This window comes from Longimicrobium sp. (assembly GCF_036554565.1).
GTDB lineage: Bacteria > Gemmatimonadota > Gemmatimonadetes > Longimicrobiales > Longimicrobiaceae > Longimicrobium.
In genome coordinates this window covers 1-16,595 of sequence record NZ_DATBNB010000739.1, presented here as the reverse complement: position 1 = coordinate 16,595, position 16,595 = coordinate 1, and the positions used below count along the sequence as shown (strand labels likewise).

General features: G+C 71.3%; 16 protein-coding genes and 1 pseudogene. 9 read left to right on the top strand and 8 right to left on the bottom strand.

The annotated features are described in order from the left end of the window. On the top strand, window positions 1–1,361 hold a 1,361-nt coding region (locus VIB55_RS20805; RefSeq protein ID WP_331878591.1), incomplete at its 5' end, for a serine hydrolase domain-containing protein. Between the two features lie 598 nt (window positions 1,362–1,959). Here the strand turns inward: VIB55_RS20805 and VIB55_RS20800 are convergent. Next, the gene (locus VIB55_RS20800; RefSeq protein WP_331074051.1) at window positions 1,960–2,922 is read right to left on the bottom strand and encodes a helix-turn-helix domain-containing protein; all 963 of its coding nucleotides are present in this window, start codon (window positions 2,920–2,922) and stop codon (window positions 1,960–1,962) included. Window positions 2,923–3,266: 344 nt separating this feature from the next. Between VIB55_RS20800 and VIB55_RS20795 the strand changes: the two genes are divergently transcribed. The 7 genes from VIB55_RS20795 to VIB55_RS20765 all read left to right on the top strand — a co-directional run bounded on the left by VIB55_RS20795 (window position 3,267) and on the right by VIB55_RS20765 (window position 9,003). Beyond that, a complete protein-coding gene (locus VIB55_RS20795) occupies window positions 3,267–4,487 on the top strand; it encodes a PLP-dependent aminotransferase family protein (protein ID WP_331878590.1) in 1,221 nt (406 codons plus the stop codon). Window positions 4,488–4,804: 317 nt separating this feature from the next. After that, on the top strand, window positions 4,805–5,023 hold the full coding sequence (locus VIB55_RS20790; protein ID WP_331878589.1) for an MbtH family protein: 219 nt from the start codon (window positions 4,805–4,807) through the stop codon (window positions 5,021–5,023). 99 nt (window positions 5,024–5,122) lie between these two features. Beyond that, window positions 5,123–6,007 (top strand): 3-hydroxyacyl-CoA dehydrogenase family protein, encoded by an 885-nt coding sequence (locus VIB55_RS20785; RefSeq protein WP_331878588.1) that lies wholly within the window; start codon window positions 5,123–5,125, stop codon window positions 6,005–6,007. Continuing rightward, complete coding sequence (locus VIB55_RS20780; protein ID WP_331878587.1) at window positions 6,004–6,252, top strand: acyl carrier protein; 249 nt, start codon at window positions 6,004–6,006, stop codon at window positions 6,250–6,252. Before VIB55_RS20785 ends, VIB55_RS20780 begins: the two co-directional genes overlap by 4 nt. Window positions 6,253–6,254: 2 nt before the next feature. Beyond that, a complete protein-coding gene (locus VIB55_RS20775; protein WP_331878586.1) occupies window positions 6,255–7,424 on the top strand; it encodes an acyl-CoA dehydrogenase family protein in 1,170 nt (389 codons plus the stop codon). Between the two features lie 60 nt (window positions 7,425–7,484). After that, a complete protein-coding gene (locus tag VIB55_RS20770; protein WP_331878585.1) occupies window positions 7,485–8,255 on the top strand; it encodes a thioesterase II family protein in 771 nt (256 codons plus the stop codon). Next, entirely contained in the window at window positions 8,248–9,003 is a 756-nt protein-coding gene (locus tag VIB55_RS20765) for a 4'-phosphopantetheinyl transferase family protein (protein WP_331878584.1), read from the top strand. Before VIB55_RS20770 ends, VIB55_RS20765 begins: the two co-directional genes overlap by 8 nt. On the opposite strand, the gene VIB55_RS20760 is transcribed toward VIB55_RS20765, so the two are convergent. Then, complete coding sequence (locus tag VIB55_RS20760) at window positions 9,004–9,771, bottom strand: AraC family transcriptional regulator (RefSeq protein WP_331878583.1); 768 nt, start codon at window positions 9,769–9,771, stop codon at window positions 9,004–9,006. It lies immediately after the preceding gene. Window positions 9,772–9,988: 217 nt separating this feature from the next. On the opposite strand from VIB55_RS20760, the gene VIB55_RS20755 reads away from it, so the two are divergent. Then, window positions 9,989–10,180: a hypothetical protein gene (locus VIB55_RS20755; RefSeq protein ID WP_331878582.1), complete on the top strand. Its 192-nt coding sequence runs from the start codon at window positions 9,989–9,991 to the stop codon at window positions 10,178–10,180. A 67-nt stretch (window positions 10,181–10,247) separates the two neighbouring features. On the opposite strand, the gene VIB55_RS20750 is transcribed toward VIB55_RS20755, so the two are convergent. The 6 genes and pseudogenes from VIB55_RS20750 to VIB55_RS20725 all read right to left on the bottom strand — a co-directional run. Then, window positions 10,248–11,540 carry a tetratricopeptide repeat protein gene (locus VIB55_RS20750; RefSeq protein WP_331878581.1) on the bottom strand — a complete coding sequence of 431 codons (1,293 nt, stop codon included), beginning with the start codon at window positions 11,538–11,540 and terminating at the stop codon, window positions 10,248–10,250. A gap of 266 nt (window positions 11,541–11,806) precedes the next feature. After that, window positions 11,807–14,068, bottom strand: a complete 2,262-nt coding sequence (locus VIB55_RS20745; protein WP_331878580.1) for an AAA family ATPase — start codon at window positions 14,066–14,068, stop codon at window positions 11,807–11,809. 1 nt (window position 14,069) lies between these two features. Further along, entirely contained in the window at window positions 14,070–14,396 is a 327-nt protein-coding gene (locus VIB55_RS20740; protein ID WP_331878579.1) for an ATP-dependent Clp protease adaptor ClpS, read from the bottom strand. After that, window positions 14,396–15,103 carry a hypothetical protein gene (locus VIB55_RS20735; protein ID WP_331878578.1) on the bottom strand — a complete coding sequence of 236 codons (708 nt, stop codon included), beginning with the start codon at window positions 15,101–15,103 and terminating at the stop codon, window positions 14,396–14,398. Before VIB55_RS20735 ends, VIB55_RS20740 begins: the two co-directional genes overlap by 1 nt. A gap of 381 nt (window positions 15,104–15,484) precedes the next feature. Continuing rightward, entirely contained in the window at window positions 15,485–16,291 is an 807-nt protein-coding gene (locus VIB55_RS20730; protein ID WP_331878577.1) for a glutaminyl-peptide cyclotransferase, read from the bottom strand. 14 nt (window positions 16,292–16,305) lie between these two features. Beyond that, window positions 16,306–16,595 (bottom strand): annotated as a pseudogene (locus VIB55_RS20725) (M61 family peptidase); the annotation flags it as partial.

The window sequence follows — 16,595 nt, the reverse complement described above, 5'->3', positions numbered from 1 at the left end:
TCTGGATCGACTTCTTCCCCCCGGCAGACGCGGCTCCGCCCGCGGCGGCGTCCGTCGTCCTGGCGCGCGGAACCGGGCCGGCGGCGCAGCGGGCGGTGGCGGGGCTGGTGCTGGACGGCGGGGTGAAGCCCGCGATCCCGGCCGGGGCGGCGTGGCCGGCTGCGCGCACTCTTCGCGTGCTCCCGGCGGACTCGGCGGGGATGAACGGGGCGCGGCTGGCGTCGATCGATACCCTCCTCCGCAACGCCATCCGCGACAGCGTGTTCAGCGCGGCGGCCGTTGCGATCGGGCGGCGCGGGGTGATCGTGAAGATGGAAGGATACGGGCAGACGGGCGGGGCGCCGGTGGACCCGCGCTCCACGATGTTCGACATCGCCTCGCTCTCCAAGGTGGTGGGGACCACGGCGGCGGCGATGGTGATGGTCGACGAGGGGCGGATGGAGCTGGGCGCGCCCGTGCGGCGGTACGTGTCCGGCTACCGGGGCGGCGGCAAGGGCGACGTCACCGTGCGGCACCTGCTGACGCACACGGCCGGGTTGCCGGCGGGCTCCTGGCTGTACGGCAGCGCCTCGTCGCCGGAGCAGGCGGTGCGGCAGGTGATTCGCGCCAGGCTGGTCAGCGACCCCGGGCAGACGGTGCGCTACAGCGACTTCGGGATGATCCTGCTGGCCGAGGCCATCCAGCGCCGGGCCGAGGAGCCGCTGGACCGCTTCGTGGCGCGCCGCGTCTTCGGGCCGCTGGGGATGCAGTCCACCATGTACCTGCCGCCGGCGCACCTGCAGCCGCGCACCGTGCCGACGTCGCTCAAGTCGGAGCACCCGTTCGTCGTGGACGGGGTGGTGCACGACGGCAACTCGTACCGGCTGGGCGGGGTCACAGGGCACGCGGGGCTGTTTTCCACCGCGTGGGACCTGTCGGTGTACTCGCAGACGCTGCTGAACGGGGGCGCGTACGGAACGCGGCGGGTGTTCGGCGCGGGAACGGTGCGGCGATGGACGGCGCGCCAGCCCGGGGCAGAGACCCGGGCGCTGGGGTGGGACACGCCGGCCGCGCGCAGCTCGGCGGGGGACTACCTGTCCGCGCGGTCGTTCGGGCACACGGGGTTCACTGGCACGTCCATCTGGATCGATCCCGAGCGGGAGTTGTTCGTGATCCTGCTGACGAACCGCACGTATCGCAACGGCGGCCAGGGCGAGATCCTGCGGGTCCGGGCGCGCGTGGCCGACGTCGCCGCGCTCTCCATCACCGACGCCACCATCCGCACGCGGGCGGGCACCGCGACGGCCATCGAGCAGGCCCGTCCCAAGCCGAAGCCCAAGCCCCAGCGCCCCCGCCGGCCTCCCCCCCGCCGCAGGCGGTGAGGCGGAGGCTCGGCGCTGGGTGGACGGGCTGCCTCGCAGGCCGCGGTTCCCCCTCCCCCGGCCCCTCCCCCGCAAACAGCGCGGGAGAGGGGAGAACTTCGATCGGGGTTCGACGGGGTGCGGGTAAATGCCTCTGGGAGCCCCCTCGCCCCGGCCCCCGTCCCCCGCTGCGCAGGGGAGGGGGAGACCTGAACTGCGCTTCGGCTGGCCTCGTGCACTCGACTGGCTCCCTTCCCCCGCGGCTGTTTGCGGGGGAAGGGCTGGGGATGGGGGGCCCCGGCCCGAGCGCCGGACCCGCCACCCACGCCTCCAAGTCTGGCGTGTACACCCTCTCCCGCTTGCGGGAGAGGGTCGCCCGCGTGTCAGCGCGGCGGGGTGAGGGCCCCACGGCAGCCGAGGCCTCGGCCTTCGTGACCGCTGCCGCGCCCTGGCTAGTACGTGCCCACGGCTAGATCCTTCGGCCCGCGCGGGATGTGCTACGGGCGAGTGCCGTTCGCCTGGGCCTCAGGATGACAGGTTTTCGCGCAATCCTTCACATTGCAAGCAGGCCCGCACCGTTCGGTGGGGCCTGCTTGCTGATCCGGAACAGCGGAGGAGCCTACTGCGCGGTCGCCTTGCGGCGGCCGCGGCGGCGCGGGCGCTCGGGGCTGGGCGCCAGCGTGGCGGCCAGCGTCATTTCCTCGTGCGGAGGATGGATGCGCGACATGGGGAAGTCGCCGTCGTCCGCCGCCTTGGTCTCCTTGCGGCGGATGCGGCCCTCCTCGCGGGCGGCCTCCAGCTCGGCCAGGAACTTTTCCGACGCCGTGGCGAACGCGCCCTGCTTGCGCAGCTGGGTGAGCATGACGCCCGTGAACTCCTGCACCGCGCGGCGCAGCGAGCTGTCGGAGGCGTAGCCGCAGGTGTAGGCCACGCTCAGCACCGTCTGCCCGGGATCGTCCAGCAGCTCGCAGGCAAGCAGCACGCGCATCCACGCCAGCACGCGGCGTGGCGGCGGAAGGTCGGCCTGCTCGGCCCAGCGCAGAAGCGTGCGCTCGGAAAGCTTGAGCTGCAGGGCCAGGTCGCGGCCGTGGCCGCCCTCGGCCACCACCTCGGCGGCGGCCATCAGCAGCGCGCGGGCGCGGCCGGAAAGGTTGCTGGGCAGCGAGCGCTCCAGCAGGCTCTGCAGCGGGCGCCCCTGCGCGCTGCGCAGGCGGCGCGAGATGGCCTCGACCGTGTCTTCCTCGTCGAGCGCGATCACCTCCTTGACCCCCCACTCGCCCAGCGTGCGCAGGTCGCGAACGCGGCCGCGGCGCACCTCGAGCCCCGCGATTACCGTGGCCGTGGGAAACTCCCACAGGATGGAGCGCAGCTCGGGCGCCAGCTCCGTCTCGGTGCCGTAGGTGCGGGTGTACGGGTCCACCACTACCAGCGCCGCGGGCGGCGACTCGTTGAGCGCCGTGCGCAGCTCGTCCCAGTCTTCCACGAACTGGGTCTTGAAGCGGTGGGTTCCCACTTTCCGCACTCGCTCCTTGAACACGCCGTCGGAGTGCAGGACGATCAGCGGACGGGCGATCGGTTGCATGCTTGTGCCTGTCGTTCCGGGTTCATCCACCAGCCTGGCCGTTTGGCGTATGACGCCAACAGCAATCAACGTAATCAATTTCCGCCGCCACGTCCAGCTTGTTCTCACCAGTTTCCGCGTGAACGCTCGATTTGGCTCCGCGATCGCGGGCCCCACCTGCGGTTCGGGCGATGGCGGCTCATGTATGTATGGGATAAGTCGAGTGGGTGCTCGCGGTCCGGCCGCTCCCCCGAGGACGCCGCCGGCACCAGCCCACACGTTGTCCGACACACTATTGCAAATACCGGGGGATCGGTTTAGCCTTTCAGGCACACCTCGCCATCACTCCCCCCGTCGCAGTCCACATGCATACTCTGGCTGTCCCCCGCCCGGCCGCGCCGCACGAAATCGCGGGGCTGCCGCTGGCTTCATGGACCGGGGCGGTTCGCCCGTCCACCATCCAGGCGATGATGGGGCTGATGGCGCGGCCGGGAGTGATCTCGTTCGCGCTGGGGCTTCCCGCCCCGGAGCTGTTTCCCATCGCCGAATACACCCGTGCGGCGGAGCACGTGCTCGGCACCGACCCCACCGCGCTGCAGTACCGCTCCGTGCATCCCGAGCTCAAGGAGCACGTGGTGCGGGTGATGGCGAGCCGCGGCGTGCGCGTAGGCCCGGAGCAGGTGTTCATCACCACCGCGGCCCAGCAGGCGCTCAGCCTGCTCGCGCGCGTGCTCCTGGAGCCGGGCGGCACCGTGATCTGCGAAGAGCTGGTGTACATGGGCTTCCAGCAGGTGATCGAGCCGTACGCGCCCCGCATCCTTTCCGTCGGTAGCGACCTCCAGACGGGGATGGACGTGGACGCGGTCGAAGCCTTCCTGGACGGGGGAGAGCGGCCGGCCTTCATCTACTGCGTCACCGACGGCCACAACCCCCTGGGATGCAGCCTGAGCCCCGCCAAGCGCCGGCGCCTGGTGCAGCTGGCGCGGCGGCACCGCGTTCCGCTGGTGGAGGACGACGCGTACGGCCTGCTTCACTACGGCAGCGCCGAGCCGCCACTGCGCGCACTGGACGAAGAGTGGGTGCTGTACGTCGGCTCGTTCAGCAAGGTGCTGGCGCCGGGGTTCCGGGTAGGATGGATCGTGGCCCCCGAGCCGCTGGTGCCCGTGCTCGGATGCGCCATGGACGGGTGCGACCTCGACACCAGCACCTTCAGCCAGCGGGTGGTGTCGTCGTATCTGGACTCCGGGCACTTTCCGCATCACCTGGAACGGGTGCGTGCGGAGTACCGCGCCCGCCGCGACCTGATGATCGCGGAGATCGCCCGCCACTTTCCTGCGGGCACCCGGTGGAGCGTTCCCCAACACGGCGGGCTCATCTGGGTGGAGCTGCCGGGGGAGATGGATGCCGGCGCGCTGTTGCTGCCAGCGCTCGAACAGGGCGTGGCCTACGTCCCCGGCTCGGCCTTCGCACTGCCGGGAAGCACCGCGGGACAGAGCGGGCTGCGGCTGAACTACACGTTCTCCGCCCCGGACCGCATCCGCGAGGGCATCGCCCGCCTGGGAGAGGTGCTTCGCAGCCACGCCTGATCGTGCGCCGTCCGCCCGGCCGCGAGGACGCGTTCCGCCGGCCTCCTCGATGCGCGCCCCTCCACACGCCCCTCTCGTCCGGGCCGACCCACACGCGTCGAGAATCCTGCGCGAACGGTGGCGTCTCGATCCCTGCGCCCGACGCTGCCGGGAAAATCGGCGCGCGGCCCGGCCCCTGACGGTGGATACCCTCTCCCTGCAGATCCCCTTCACGGAGCCACGACCCGGGTGTTTCAAAACCAGCGGCAAGCGTGTTACATTCCGCGCCGCCGGAACGGGACGCCGGCCCGCCACGCACCTATTCCACAGGCCACACCATGAGCGACGAGCGCGAGGATACCACGATCTACGAGGTCGTGATGAACGACGAGGAGCAGTACTCCATCTGGCCGGCGGACCGCGAGCTGCCCCTGGGCTGGCACAAGGCGGGAAAGCAGGGGCTGAAGGCCGACTGCCTGGCTTACATCGAAGAGGTGTGGACCGACATGCGTCCCAAGAGCCTCCGCGAAAAGATGCAGCAGCAGGGCCTGGGCTGAGGCCCGCCACCACCGAAGACCCCCGCCGCGCGGACGATCCCGCGGCGGGGGCCACCGGGAGCATCCCGGACCCGCCATCGATCCGACAGACCAACAGTGATGGAAACCACCGACGACGCCCCGCCGCAGCTGGGCACCATCGGCGTGGTGGGCGCGGGGGTGATGGGCGCAGGCGTGGCCCAGAACCTGGCCCAGACCGGCCACTGCGTGCTGCTGCTGGACCTGTCGGCCGAGGTGCTGGAGAGGGCGCGCGCCGAGATCGGCCGCAACGTGCGCTTCCACGGCTTCTTCACCGGGCAGAAGGGCGGCCCGCCGGCCGCCGAGGTCCTGTCGCGCATCACCTTCACCACGGACTACGCCCCGTTCGCCGAGGCCGACTTCGTGGTCGAGAACGCGACGGAAAAGGTGGACGTCAAGCAGGGGATCTATCCCGTGCTGGACCGGGTGTGCCCGCCGCACGCCTGCTTCGCCGCCAACACCTCGTGCATCTCCATCACCCGCATCGGGGGATGGACCGGCCGGCCGGACCGCGTGCTGGGCATGCACTTCATGAACCCGGTGCCGCTGAAGCCGGTCGTCGAAACCATCCGGGGCTTCCACACCAGCCAGCAGACGATCGACACCGCACTGCGCTTCCTGGGGCAGATGGGCAAGGAAGGCATCGTGGTGAACGACCTTCCCGGGTTCGTGAGCAACCGCGTGCTGATGATCACCATCAACGAGGCGATCTGGGAGGTGATGGACGGAGTGGCGAGCGCGGAAAACATCGACCGCATCTTCGTCACCTGCTTCGGCCACAAGATGGGCCCGCTGGCCACGGGCGACCTGATCGGCCTCGACACCATCCTGTACTCGCTGCAGGTGCTGCAGGACAGCTACGGCGACCCCAAGTTCCGGCCCTGCCCGCTGCTGGTGAAGATGGTGGATGCGGGGCTGCACGGCCGGAAGAGCGGCCGCGGCTTCTTCGACTACTCGGATACATGACAGACGAAAAGCAGACCCTCCGCGGCTTCGTCGGGAAATTCATGCGCGGGCGGGAGCTGCGCGACGACGAGGACATCTTCGCCACGGGGTACGTGAACTCGATGTTCGCGATGCAGCTGGTGCAGTTCGTGGAGCAGGCCTTCGAGGTAACGGTGGAGGGGGAAGACATGGAGATCGACAACTTCCGCTCCATCGACGCCCTGGCCGGCTTCGTCCAGCGCAAGCGGACCGCCGGGGCCGCCTGACAGTGCCGGACGGCTCCGCGCCCGGAGACGGGCTGCGGATGGGGCTGGGCGCGGCCCAGGAGGCGGAGCGCGCGGCCTTCGCCGAGTGGGTGAGCCGCGAGGTCGTCCCGTTCGCCGGGGCGTGGGACCGCGAGGCGCGCACCCCTGCGTCGGTGGTGGAGGGGATGGCGCAGGCCGGGTTCCTGGCCGCCGCCGTGCCACCGGAGTTCGGCGGCTCGGGAATGGACGCCGTCACCTTCGGCCTGCTGAACGAAGAACTGGGGCGCGGCTGCTCGTCGCTTCGCTCGCTGTTGACCGTGCATTCCATGGCGTGCCACGCCCTGGCCCGCTGGGGAAGCCGCGCCCAGAAGGAGCGCTGGCTGCCGCGGATGGCGCGTGGAGAGGTGATCGGCGCCTTCGGCCTGAGCGAGCCAGGGGTGGGGAGCGACGCCGCCGCCGTGCAGACGACGGCCGAGGCGGATGGCGACGGGTACGTGCTGCGAGGGCGGAAGAAGTGGACCACGTACGGCCAGCTCGCCGACGTGCTGCTGACCTTCGCCCAGGCCGAGGGAAAGCCGGTCGCCCTGCTGCTGGACCTGCGCTCGCCCGGCGTTTCCGTGCAGCCGCTGGACGTCACCGGCACGCGGGCCTCGATGGTGGCCGAGATCGTCCTGGACGGCGTCCGCGTGCCCCGCGAAGACCGCCTCGCCGGGCCCGGGTTCGGACTGGGGGTGGCGATCTCGGCGCTGGAGCTGGGGCGGTACAGCGTGGCCTGCGGATGCGTGGGCATCGTCCGGGCGTGCCTGGAAGCGTCGGCCGGCTACGCAGCGCGGCGCGTGCAGTTCGGGGTGCCCATCGGCGAGCACCAGCTGGTGCAGGCCATGCTCGCCGACATGGCGACCGAGTACCGGGCCGCGCGCCTCCTCTGCCTGCGCGCCGGCTGGCTGCGCGACCAAGGCCACCCCGACGCCGGGCGCGAGGCGTTCCACGCCAAGTACTTCGCTTCGCGCGCCGCTACCCGGGCGGCGCTCAACGCGGTGCAGGTGCACGGCGCCAACGGCTGCACCGGCGAATACCCCGTGGAACGCTACCTTCGCGACTCGCGCGTGATGGAGATCATCGAGGGGAGCACCCAGATCCAGCAGGTCACGCTGGGCCGCTGGGAAGTGGAGCGCGCGGCTCCCCCCGCCTGACCCGTTCGTCCAACCCCATCCACCCGCCGCGCGGACGTCCTCGCGGCACGGAACGACGCCATGAGCAGAGCCGGATCGATGAACCGATGGACCCTCGTCCCCACCCCCAACCCGGCCGCCCGCGTGCGGCTGTTCTGTTTTCCCTACGCGGGGGGCGGGGCGAGCATCTTCAACACCTGGCCGCGTGGCCTGCCGGCGGAGGTGGAGGTCGTGGGGGTACAGCCGCCGGGCCGCGAGGCGCGCATCGGCGAAACGCCGATCGGCAACCTTCACGAGCTGGCGGATGCGATTCACCGCGAGCTCACGCCGCTGCTGGACCGGCCCTTCGTGCTGTTCGGCCACAGCAACGGCGGGCTGATGGCGTTCGAGCTGGCGCGGCGGCTTCGGCGCGCGGGCGGGCCCATGCCGCAGCTGCTGGTGGCCTCCGGGCGCCCCGCCCCGCAGCTGGCGGACGAAGAGCCGCCCATCCACGCGCTCCCCTACGGCGAGTTCATCGACGCGCTGCGCCGCTATAACGGCACGCCCGAGGAGATCCTGGCGAACGCCGAGATCATGGAGCTTCTGGAGCCGGTGCTCCGCGCCGACTTCTCGCTGGGCGAAACCTACCGGTACGATGCCGAGCCGCCCCTGGACGTGCCGATCACGGCGTTCGGCGGCGAGCGGGACGACGAGGTGCCGCGAGAGCAGGTAGAAGCCTGGCGGGAGCAGACGACGGGGGAGTTCCGCATGCAGATGTTCCCCGGCGACCACTTCTTCCTGAACAGCGACCGCCCCCAGGTGCTCGCGGCGCTTTCGCGCGAGCTGCGGCCCATCGTGGCCGCCCATGGCTGAGCACGCCTGGGCGCCGGCGCCTCCCGCGGGCCCGGCGCTCGCGTCCGACGAGGTGCACGTGTGGCGCGCCTCGCTGCGCCCGCCGGGCTCGGTGCTGCGCAGGCTGGAGGCGCACCTTTCCGCCGACGAGCGGACCCGGGCAGACCGCTTTCGCTTTCCGGAGCTGCGCCAGGCGTTCGTGGCCGGCCGGGGGATCCAGCGGGAGATCCTGTCGCGATACACCGGCGTGGCGCCGGCCGCGCTCGCCTACCGCCTCAGCCCGTACCAGAAGCCCGCGCTGGACGGGCCGGCCGCTTGGTCCGGGGTGTCGTTCAACGTGTCGAACGCGGGAGACCTGGCGCTGTACGCGATAACGCTGCAGAGGGAGATCGGGGTAGACCTGGAGCGGCTGAAGCCCATGCCCGACGGTATCGACATCGCCCGGCGCTTCTTTTCCGCGCCGGAGAACGAGTCGTTCGCCACGGTGCCCGAGGGGGAGCGCGACCTGGCGTTCTTCCAGTGCTGGACGCGCAAGGAGGCGTACATCAAGGCCGTCGGCGAGGGGCTTTCGATGCCCCTGGACCGCTTCGACGTGTCGTTCCTCCCCGGCGAGCCGGCCCGGCTGCTGGCCACCCGCGGCGATCCAGCCGAGGCGGGCCGCTGGACGATGCGGGAGCTTCACCCCGGCCCCGGCTACGTGGGCGCGCTCGTGGTGCAGGGAGCCGGATGGCGCACGCTGCTCCTGGACTTCGACCGTTCTTTCCCCTGATCAGAAGCGCAGCGAGTAGCGGTCTCGCCGCTCCGCCCGGGTGATGGAAAGCTCGCCCAGGAACACCCGCGACGCACGCCCGAACGCCCCCTCCTTCCGCAGCGCCGAGGGCCCGGTGCCCAGGAAGTCCTGCATGGCGCGCCGCAAGCTGCTGTCCGACGCGTAGCCGCAGGCGTGCGCCACGCTGAGCACCGTGCGCCCGGGATCGTCCAGCAGCACCGCCGCAAGCAGGATCCTCATCCACGCCAGCATCCGCCGGGGCGCCGGGAGCCCCGCCCGCTCCGCCCAGCGCAGCACCGTGCGCTCCGACAGGTGAAGCCGCCGCGCCAGGTCGCGCCCCTTTCCCCCCACCGACACCACCTCCGCCGCCGTCATCATCAGCATCCGCGCGCGCCCCGACATCATGGGGGGAAGCGTACGCTGCAGGAGCGCCTGCAGGGTGCGCCCCTCCACCGAACGGAGCCGCCGGTACACCGCCTCGGGGGTGTCGTCCTCGTCCAGGCAGATGACGTCGGTGACGCCCCATTCCCCCAGCGTGCGCAGGTCGCCCGAGCGGCCCGGGGGCACGTCCATGGCGGCCAGCACCGTGGCCGAGGGAAACTCGAGCAGGAGCGAGCGAAGGTCGCTGGAGAGCCGGCAGGCGCCGGGGGTGGCGGGGGTGGCGGGGGAATATGGGTCCACGACCAGGATCGCCGTGGGGGGCGACTCGACCACGGCTTCGCGCAGCCGGTCCCACGTGGCCACGAACGAGCATTGGTAGCCGCGCACGCCCAACCGCCGCAGGTGCTCCCGAAATGCACCGTTTGAGTGCAGCACCAGCAGCGGGCGCCCGGGGGAAAACATGACTTGTCTGGTAATACTCGGTGATGTGGCGCAGGAGAATGGGCACGAAGGCGCCCGCGCATGCAAGTTTCAGGCGTACCTCGGGCACAACCTCCCGTCAGCCCATTCGAACAAAACCTCCCAGCACGAAATCGGAGCACAGATGAAACTCGCCCGGCTTTTCCTGGCAGTCCTCGCGATCGGCGCCCTGGGCGCCTGCGACAACTCCCCGACCGCTCCCGAAGCAAAGCCCGCCGGCGCCTCGCGCGACGAGGTCACGTGCGTGGGCAGGTGGGAGACGGACCCGGCGACGGGCGTGATCTTCTGCAACGGTCACCTGGGTTCCGGCGGCTGAGCACCTCTGCGACCAAAGCAGGAACTCCCCGCAGGCATACGCCTGCGGGGAGTTCTTTTCGTTCCGGTCAGACGCCCGCGCCCGCCGGCATCCCGCCCAGGCTGCGTACGAAGTCCGTCGCGAGCGCATCGCCCTTCGGGGAAGCACGCCCGACCGTCACACGCTCCTGGGCGGCCCGGCCCGACCGAATCGAGTCGAGCAACGCTTCGGCACGGAAGCGGGTCTTGCCCTGCCCAAACTTCTGCGCCAGCTCCAACGACTCCTGGCCAGCCTGTTCGGCACGGTCCCACTCGCTGAGGCTCGCCGCACCAAAGGCGAGTTCCAGCAAGGCATTGGGAACCACCGTCTGCAGTTCCGACTCCTTCGAGAGGCGGTACACCTGGGTCCAGGCCCGCCGGAACAGGTCCCGGTTGGAGACGCCAGCGGCCGCGCGCGCAAGGTTCGAGATGAGCACCAGGCGCTCGCGAGGCGTGCTCAGGTGCGCTTCCAAGGCATGGAAGACCTCCATCGCCCGCTGGAAGTGCCCCCGCTGCATCCAGAAGTACGCGACGTCGTGGGCGAGCGAAGGGAGCGACGGGTGTGTCGGTCCGTACGCCCGGAACGCCTGGCGGGCGTACTCCTCGGCCTGCTCGTCGCGGCCCGTTTCGTCCGCGATCACGAACAGGTCGTGCAGCGCCATGCCCTGGATCTGGGGCATGCCCTTGCGGCGTGCCGCCCGCAGCGCCTTGATGTGCATGCGGTGCGCGCCCGGGAAGTTGCCGCGCGCCACAAACATGTTGCCCAGCGCGATGTACGCGCGCGAGTACGCTTCCCAGTCGCCGATCTGGCGCGCCACCATGATGGTGTGGCGGAACCAGGTCTCGGCGCGGGCCAGCTCGGCGCGGCGACGGGCGAGCTGCCCCACCGCCAGGGCCAGGCGCGCGTTGCGCGGCGACGCCACCGACGCGGCTTGCGTGTACGCCAGGGCCGTGTTCATGTGGCCCTGTTCCTCGGCCCAGCGCGCGATCGCGGTGCACGCGTCGGCGACGTCGCTGCCGCCGGTGCCGTCGGGCGCCGCCAGCATGGCCGCCACGGCGTCGAGCGCGCCCGCGAGCTCCGCCGGAACCCGCGCGTCGTCCAGCTCCGCCCGCCGCCGCTCGCCGGCGCGCGGCGAGAACAGGTGGCCGCGCTCGCCCTCGTCGGTGGTGGACCAGAACATCACGTTGCGGTACGCCTGCCACAGCAGCACGCCGACCTCGCCGCCGACTTCGCGGAGGATTTCCATCCCCTCCAGCGACTCCGCGCCGCGGGTGAGCGGCGGCGGCGTGCGCCACCGGCGGGGGACGCGCAGAGCCGCCGCCTTATTTCTGGAAGTCTTCATCCAGACATTCTCCTTGCAGGTGTACCCTGAAAATTTGTCTTAGCACAGTGACAATACTGTATACTATATGCAACCGGGTGCCGAAACGCCACTATTTTCTTTCCGCACACGCGTTTAGGCCTGCGCAGAAAACAGCGGCTCCTTCAAACTGCTACGGTTTCACTCCCGCGGAGGTCGTGTCCGCTTCCGTGCTGGCCCATCCTCGCGCAAACCATGTACACCCTGTCGCAAGATGAGGTCCGCCCTCCGCCGAGCCGCCGGCGGGATCAGGAATACTGGATGGACAGCTCTCCCCCGGCGGCGTCCACCCGGGCGGCACCGCCGTTTTCCAGGGCGCCAAACAGCAGTTCCTCGGAAAGCGGGAGGGCCACGCGGTCCTGCAGCAGCCGGCCCAGCGGACGAGCGCCGTTGAGCGGATCGTATCCGTTTTCCGCCAGCCAGGCCCGCGCCGCCGGCGACACCTCCAGCCCAACCCGCCGATCCGCCAGGCGATCGGCCAGCTCCCGCACGAGCCGGTCGACGATCCGCTCCATCACCCCCGGCGAGAGCGGCGCGAACGCGATCCGCGCGTCCAGGCGGTTGCGGAACTCCGGCGGAAACGTGCGCTCGAAGGCCCGGTCGTCGTCGCCTGGGCCGGCGGGGCCGGCCCCGAACCCCGGCCGCCGGCGGCTGATTTCCTCCGCGCCCACGTTGCTGGTCATGATCAGCACCACGTTGCGGAAGTCGGCCTGCCGCCCGTTGTTGTCGGTCAGCCTGCCGTAGTCCATTACCTGCAGCAGCAGGTTGAACACGTCGGAGTGCGCCTTTTCGATCTCGTCCAGCAGCACCACCGAGTGCGGCGCGCGCGTGACGGCCTCGGTCAGCAGCCCGGCCTGGTCGAAGCCCACGTACCCGGGCGGCGCCCCGATCAGCCTCGACACGGTGTGGTGCTCCATGTACTCGCTCATGTCGAAGCGGATGAGCTCCACGCCCATCACCTCGGCCAGGGAACGCGCCACCTCGGTCTTCCCCACCCCCGTCGGCCCGGTGAACAGGAACGAGCCCACCGGCTTGCGCGGATCGCGCAGCCCGGCGCGGGCCAGCTTGATGGCCGAGGCGAGCTGCCCGATCGCCTGATCCTGGCCGAAGACGCGCGCCTGCAGCTCCGCCTGTAGCGTGCGCAGGCGCTCCCGGTCGCTCCCCGCGACGGTGCGCGGCGGCACGTTGGCCATCGCGGAGAGGATGCGCTCCACCACCTCGACGCCCACTTCCGGCCGCGCATCGTCCTCCCGGCCGGCGGCGGCATCGGGCTCCGGGCCGGCCAGGCGCACGTCCGCACCGGCCTCGTCCAGCAGGTCGATGGCCTTGTCGGGGAGCCGGCGATCGTGAAGGTGGCGGGCCGAAAGCTCCGCGGCGGCGCGGACGGCCTCCGGGGTGTAGCGCACGCCGTGGAACTCCTCGTAGCGCGGCCGCAGCCCCTCGAGGATCAGGACGGTGTCGTCCACCGAGGGCTCGGCGACTTCCACCTTCTGGAAGCGGCGGGCGAGGGCGCGGTCCTTTTCGAAGTGCGAGCGCAGCTCGTCCCAGGTGGTGGAGCCCATGCAGCGCAGCCCGGCGGCCAGCGCAGGCTTCAGCAGGTTGGAGGCATCCATGGCGCCCCCGCTGGTGCTGCCCGCGCCGACGAGCGTGTGGATCTCGTCGATGAACAGCACCGCGCCCGGGCGGGATTCCAGCTCGCGCAGCACGGCCTTCAGCCGCTCCTCGAAATCGCCCCGGTAGCGGGTGCCGGCCAGCAGGGCGCCCACGTCCAGCGCAAAGATCTCGGCGTCGCGCAGGGGCGCGGGCACCTCGCCGCGGTGGATGCGCAGCGCCAATCCCTCGGCGAGCGCCGTCTTCCCCACCCCGGGGTCGCCGACGAAGAGCGGGTTGTTCTTGCGGCGGCGCGCCAGGACGTGGATGGCGCGGGTGATCTCCTTGTCGCGCCCGATGACCGGGTCCAGCCGCCCGTCCGCCGCCTGGCGGTTGAGCGAGGTGGCGAACCTCGCGAGCGCATCGCGGGCGGGCTCGGCTTCGTCGCCGTCCACTCCCGCGGGGACGGTGTGGTCCCCGTCCGGCGCCGGGCCGTCGGACGCGGTGCGCATCAGCGACAGCTTGTCGACGCCCTGCTCCGCCAGGAAGTGCACGGCGAAGCTGTCGTCCTCGTCGAACATGGCGACCAGGACGTGCGCGCCGGTCACCTCGTCGCGCCCGGAGCGGTACACCTGCAGCACGGCTTCCTGGACGACGCGCCGGAAGGCCAGCGTGGGCGAGCTGGTGTCGCGCGGCTCGGCGCCCGTCTGGATCTGCTCGGAAAGGAAGCGCTCCAGCCGCGCCCGCAGCCGCTCGACGTCGGCGCCCGCGCGGCGGACGGCGCCGGCGGTGTCGTCGTCGTGGAGCAGCGCCATCAGCAGGTGCTCCAGCCCCGCGTACGCGTGCCCGCGCCGGGCCGCGTCCATCACGGCCAGGTGCAGGCTCATCTCCAGTTCGGGGCGCAGCGCCGGCTGTGACATCCTACTCCGGTTCCATCGTAAGCAGCAGCGGAAAGCCGCGGCCGCGAGCCTCGGCCGTGACTTCGGCGACGCGTGTCTCGGCTTCGTCGCGCGTGTAGACACCCGCCACTCCCGCGCCCATGTGGTGCACCTGCAGCATCACGCGCATGGCCTCGGGCTCGGCCTTGTCGAACCAGCGCACCAGCACCTCGATGACGAACTCCATCGTGGTGTAGTCGTCGTTGTGCACCAGCACGCGGTACATGCGCGGCGGCTGCGTATGGGTGCGCTCCTGAAGGGCGACGTCTTCGCGCTCCCCGTGGTCCGGCTCCATCGGGTGCCGCGCCATCAGCGGTGCTCGAAGCGCAGCGTCAGCAGCTCCACGACGTCCAGCGCGCCGGCCGGGCGGGCGAGCGCCAGCCCGTCGCGGTAGTGGCTGCCGGCACGGATGGGGTCTTCGCCGTCGTACGCGATCTCGCCCAGCAGGTGGTGGCACTGCACCTGGCGCAGCACGTCGCCCGCCCTGGCGAAGCCGCGGACGGCCTCCGCCAGCCGCGTGCGCGCGTCGGCGCGGCGGCCGCGGGCCAGGTGCGCCACGGCCCGCGCGAAGCCGCCGACCGCCGCCTGGTGGTCGTCCTTCATCCGCCGCCCCGCCTTGAGCGCCTCCGCCGCCGCGCGCTCGGCATCCGTCAGCCGCCAGAGCCCGACCAGCGCGGCCGAGCGGTTGGCCAGGATCAGCACCCGCTGCGCATCGTCCGGCTCGCGGAGGGCGGATTCCGCCTCGTCGATCCCGTCCAGCGCCTGTCGATACCGGCCACGGAGCCCGTCCGCGACCGCCAGCGCCAGCAGCGCCCCGAATCGATTCCTCGCCGGCGGAGCACCCTCCAGCACGGCGCGGGCGCGGGACGCGCCGCCCTCCACGTCCCCGGCCAGCAGGGCGCGTCCCGCGTCATCCGGCGGCGGAAAGAAGCTGCCGGGATACAGCGGCGCGATGGCGAGCGAAGGAAAGGGAAGTAGCGGGGACGCGTCCTCCTGGGCGGTGGTGCCTGGTGTCATCTCAGGATCATGGAAATCCGTGCGGCCCCGGGAGCGGTGATCTCACGCGAAAGGCGTGGACGTCAGGGGGGAGCCACGGGATGGGCGCCCAGCGGGCAAAGTGCACGGTCGCAGGGGGTTAGGGCAAGCCCCAAAACGGCGGGCGCTCCGCCGTGTGGCGGAGCGCCCGTGCAGGAACGGCGGCCCGGCCGTCCCCCGTCAGCGCCGAAGAAGGCGGAGTGCGCGCAGAAGAAGAGGGAGGCCGCGGCCCAGGAGCCGGGTGATCGGCCCCAGGAGCACGCGCGTCAGGACAAGGCGAAGAACCAGCATGAGGGTCGGCGATTCGGGTGGAAGCGGCCGGCATCCGGCGTGTCACCGTACGCGCGCGCGCCCCCCGTGGTTTCAGCTGCCGACGCCCAGGGACGGAATGCGGATCTCGAAGAGCGCGGGCCACAGCTTTCCCGTCACCAGCAGCCGGTTGGACTGCGGATCGTAGGCGATGCCGTTGAGCACGGCCTCGGGATCGCTGCGCGAGGGAGCGATGGGCGCAAGCTCCAGCCAGCCCTTCACGCGCCCGGTCTGCGGATCGATGCGCGCGATCCGCGTGGTGTGCCAGACGTTGGCCCACACCTCGCCTTTCACCCACTCCAGTTCGTTCAGGTCGTGCACGGGCGTGCCGCCGTCCGTTACCGCCACCGTGCGCAGCGGGTTGAGCGTCTTGGCGTCCAGGAACGTCAGGTAGCTGGACCCGTCGCTGATCACCAGCGACTGTCCATCGCTCGTCAGCCCCCAACCCTCGCCGCTGTACTGCACCTGCCCCGCGGGCCGAAGGGTGCGGCGGTCGTAGATGAACATCACCCCTTCGCGCCAGGTGAGCTGGTAGATGCTGTCGCCCACCGCGGCGATGCCCTCGGCGAAGTACTGCGGCGCGAGCGGCGTCTTCTTCAGCACCTCCCCCGTTTCCAGCGCCACCTCGCGCAGCGACGACTGGCCGTAGCGCCCGGTGCTCTCGTACAGCGTGCCGTTGCGCCACACCAGCCCCTGCGTGAACGCGGTGGAGTCGTGCGGATAGCTGCGCACCTGCTCCACCGCCTGCACGGGCGCGGGAGCCGGCGGCGCCTTTGGCTCGGCGCCGTCGTCGGTGGCGTCGTTGCCGCAGGAGGCCGCGTTCATCATCAGCAGCGCCAGCGCGAAAAAGGTGGTCCGCATCGATTTCTTTCGGTTCACTGCCTGGCTCCCGAGCCCAGCCACGACTGGCGGAAGGCGCGCATCTCCGGTGTTACCCGCATTCCCGCAGCCTCGTAGGGAACGGCTTCCAGCGCGGGGTTCTCCACCAGCGTCACCGCCGCCTGCCGCGTTCCGCCGCGCGTTTCGTACGCTGCCTGGATCACGTCCCCCGCCCGCTTCCGCTCCAGCACGGCCCGCAGCGCGGCGGCGTTGGCGACCGCCTCCCCGTCCATCGTACGGATCACGTCGCCGGCGGTGAAGCCCGCGGCGTTGAGCGAGCCGTTCA